This is a genomic window from Colwellia sp. BRX8-5 (genome assembly GCF_014077325.1).
Taxonomy (GTDB): Bacteria; Pseudomonadota; Gammaproteobacteria; order Enterobacterales; family Alteromonadaceae; genus Colwellia_A.
In genome coordinates this window covers 1-281 of record NZ_JACGVR010000114.1, presented here as the reverse complement: position 1 = coordinate 281, position 281 = coordinate 1, and the positions used below count along the sequence as shown (strand labels likewise).

At 42.7% G+C, this 281-nt stretch carries 1 protein-coding gene; it reads left to right on the top strand.

The window, feature by feature from the left end:
- On the top strand, positions 1-281 hold a 281-nt coding region (locus H4J62_RS20140; RefSeq protein WP_182231385.1), incomplete at both ends, for a cadherin-like domain-containing protein.

The following is a 281-nucleotide window of genomic DNA, read 5'->3' as shown; positions in this document are numbered from 1 at the left end:
GAAGATACAATCGCAACAGGTAATGTGCTTGATAATGCAGAAACAGCAGACGGTCCGTTAACCGTAACGAGCTTTAGTGTTGGTGGGAATACGTACAATGCAGGTGATACGGTTACTCTTGCGGAAGGTGAACTCACTTTAAATGCCGATGGTAGTTACACTTTCACTCCGAATGATAACTTTAATGGTGCTGTTCCTCTAATTACTTACATTGTTACTGACGGTGCAGGTGACACTCAGAGTTCTACCCTAACCATTTCAGTAACACCGGTTTCTGATTT